4 protein-coding genes and 1 pseudogene are annotated in these 2,852 nt (G+C 36.0%); all 5 read left to right on the top strand.

The features are described from left to right. Positions 1-158 precede the first annotated feature (158 nt). Positions 159-707 (top strand): hypothetical protein, encoded by a 549-nt coding sequence (locus CBX98_RS25125; RefSeq protein ID WP_109170524.1) that lies wholly within the window; start codon positions 159-161, stop codon positions 705-707. Continuing rightward, positions 700-1,677 (top strand): hypothetical protein, encoded by a 978-nt coding sequence (locus CBX98_RS25120; RefSeq protein ID WP_109170523.1) that lies wholly within the window; start codon positions 700-702, stop codon positions 1,675-1,677. Before CBX98_RS25125 ends, CBX98_RS25120 begins: the two co-directional genes overlap by 8 nt. A gap of 147 nt (positions 1,678-1,824) precedes the next feature. Then, positions 1,825-2,124 (top strand): DUF2004 domain-containing protein, encoded by a 300-nt coding sequence (locus CBX98_RS25115; protein WP_021706453.1) that lies wholly within the window; start codon positions 1,825-1,827, stop codon positions 2,122-2,124. A gap of 149 nt (positions 2,125-2,273) precedes the next feature. Then, entirely contained in the window at positions 2,274-2,609 is a 336-nt protein-coding gene (locus CBX98_RS25105) for a TonB family protein (protein ID WP_031781252.1), read from the top strand. Continuing rightward, a pseudogene (locus CBX98_RS26840) lies at positions 2,606-2,677 on the top strand (DUF3265 domain-containing protein); the annotation flags it as partial. The gene CBX98_RS25105 and the pseudogene CBX98_RS26840, both read left to right, overlap by 4 nt. Positions 2,678-2,852: the final 175 nt, after the last annotated feature.

The raw sequence follows: 2,852 nt of genomic DNA, 5'->3' as shown, positions 1-2,852 counted from the left end.
AACATAACAAACTGTTTAAGAGTGATTCGCAACGCGTGGCATTTTTACTATGCGTTGGTTTTAGTGTTTAAGGTGGTATGCGGCAGCTTTGGTATTGCGTTGCTCACACCTTAACAGGGCGTTATGTTACCAGAGAGTTCAGAGGTACTAATAGATAAATGAAACAAATAGAATTAAATGAAGCAAAGTATCTTGGTTCTTCAGATAAGAAAAAACATATTCATTTAACAAAGTATGTTCAATCTTTGTTTGAAAAAGGACGAATAATTGAAGCAGAGTTCTTTCATAATGAATTATTGAAATTAAAGCCAGATCATTTGATTGTACAAGTTATAGGTTATGAATTAGCAATACGAACATTTAATTATAATAAGGTTGTTAAGTTTGACGGGCTGTTGTCAAAAAACAAAAAACTAAAAAAAGAAGAACTTCTAAAGCTTAGAGTTAAGTATTTTTATTCAATTCAAAATTCGGAACATTTAGAATCTACATTAAATGAACTTCTTTCAATAACAAAGTATGATGAGAGGTTTTTTCCTGTTGTTGTTGATTCAATATATTTTACTAAGAGTTACTTGAATGTATATAATCTATTTAAACTATTGCGTAAAAGTAATCTTAAGCTAGATTCAAGAAATGAAGATAACATGAGAAAAATTGTCTACACATCACTTTGTAATAAGCTTGTGGAGATTGCGAATGGCTAGTTATTTAATAGTTAAGGTTTTAGAGAATTCTGGTCCTGTATTGCCAAGTACAACGGTTTACCGTGATGTGGAAATTAGATCCGCCAAGAGTGATACGGATATAGAGCGCAAGTTAATTGAAGAGTCAATTAAATCTAATGATATAGATTTATCACTAAATTCAAGAATTGGTTGTATAGTCGAAGCTGATAATTTGTCTAGTGCCGTCGTTTTAGCTGATGATAAGTTCACTGAGCTATTAGACTTAAAATCTCGTGAGTATACGATGAGCAAGTTAGCTCTTACCGATTATGGCTTTGCTAAAAACCTAGATACATTAAAACTTGAACCCCTAGTTATTGAGAAGACTTATGAGTTGGGTAATGTGTTTGTAATGCAGCCGAGTATCGTACAAACATATAATCAAACGCAATATGTTTTATTCCATGAAAATGAATTAACAGAACGCTACAAAAGGTCACTTCATTGGTCTAGAAATAGTAAGCACGAAAAAAGCTTACATTTGAAAGTGATTTTTGACTGGTTCGCAGTAGAAGCCCTTTTAAAAGAAGATCAGAACGATAATATTGCTCCATATATCAGATGGTTTCTTGGCTTTCCTAACGGAAAGTCTCTACAATTCCTTAATCAGGAGTTTAAAAGAGAGCTAGAGAACCACCCTGAATATCAAGTTGTCGCAAGAAAGTTGGAGACTGCTTTAGAGGAAATACGAGTCCTTCGTAATGACTCTATTCACCATGGTTCTAGAAAAATAGACTATTCTCCTCGTGAGTTATATTTTTACAACCAAGTTATGTTAATGGGTGCTGCTAGGTGCCAAGATGCAATGCTACGAGCGATTAGTTTAAAATTGAATACATTAGAAGAGTTCAAGGATTATATAAGTTGTATCTTTGAACAAAAAGAACATCTAATTAGTGATGTACATGGAACGGTTATACATTTGCTAGCCAAAGAAATGGTAACATAACAAACAATTTAAGAGTGATTCAGCACGCTTGGCATTTTTGGCTTGGTTTGAGTTCGGGTTTTAGGGTGGTCAAATTGAGTTTTGTGGTTGCGTGCTTCACACCTTAATTGGGCGTTATGTTTTTCTCGATATAAGCAGAGTATTGGAATGGATAAAAAAGTAGAGTTAGCTCTAGAAGCTATAAAAGCCTCTCGCGGTACGGAGTCGGGGGAATACGGGATCGATTTGTTTGTATCTCATCATTTAGATGAACTCCCTGCAGCAGTATGGCTAGAAATTTTAGGCAAAGAAAATCCAAGCTTTGACGACATTTTGTCTGCACTGGTAGTCGCTTACGTGGAAGACGACGTCTGTGATTTTACGTTGCCCAATGATGTCACAAATTACTTAATAAGCGTTTCATTTGATGAAAATGGTCAAGTTGTTGATATTTCGATGGAAAGCTGAGAATACAAACATAACAAACTGTTCAAGAGTGATTCGCAACGCGTGGCATTTTTATTATGCGTTGGTTTTGGTGTTTAAGGTGGTATGCGGGAGCTTCGGTATTGCGTCGCTCACACCTTAACAGGGCGTTATGTTGTCAAAGATTAAGTATGAAGATTTTAATATTATTTATAGCGGCATTATTGTCTGGCTGCGCTGGTTTAATTGAAAGTGCTAGTTCCCCAAATTATCGAGAACACAAAGCTCGGGACAGTGTATCGCCTAGGAATCATAAAGGTTCAAGGAAAAACAAATTAGTCGGTACTGTTGTACTCACGTTTAATATTAATAGTCAGGGTGATGTGATTGACATAATGGTTACTGATTCTGTACCTAAAGGAGTGTTCGATGCTGAAGCAGTGCGAATATTATCAAAACGGAAGTATGCGCCTTCCGAAAAAGGGGAAACTGGCCCTAAAAAAGCTAAGTTCGAGTTTAAAATTTGACACATAACAAACTGCTCAAGAGGGATTCGCAACGCGTGGCATTTTTGCTATGCGTTGATTTTAGTGGTTAAGGTGGTTTGCGGCGGCTTTTGTATTGCGTTGCTCACCCCTTAGCAGGGCGTTAGCAGCTCTAATCAAAAGGAGAACTCATGAGAGTTATATTTGTAATTTTTATTGCAACACAACTTATTGGGTGTGCAAGTGATCAGGCATCTAGTAAAGTTGAACAATTTCCTACCAATG

Source organism: Vibrio sp. T9 (genome assembly GCF_003123985.1).
In the GTDB taxonomy this organism is placed as follows: domain Bacteria; phylum Pseudomonadota; class Gammaproteobacteria; order Enterobacterales; family Vibrionaceae; genus Vibrio; species Vibrio diabolicus.
This window is presented reverse-complemented; position numbering and strand designations above follow the sequence as displayed.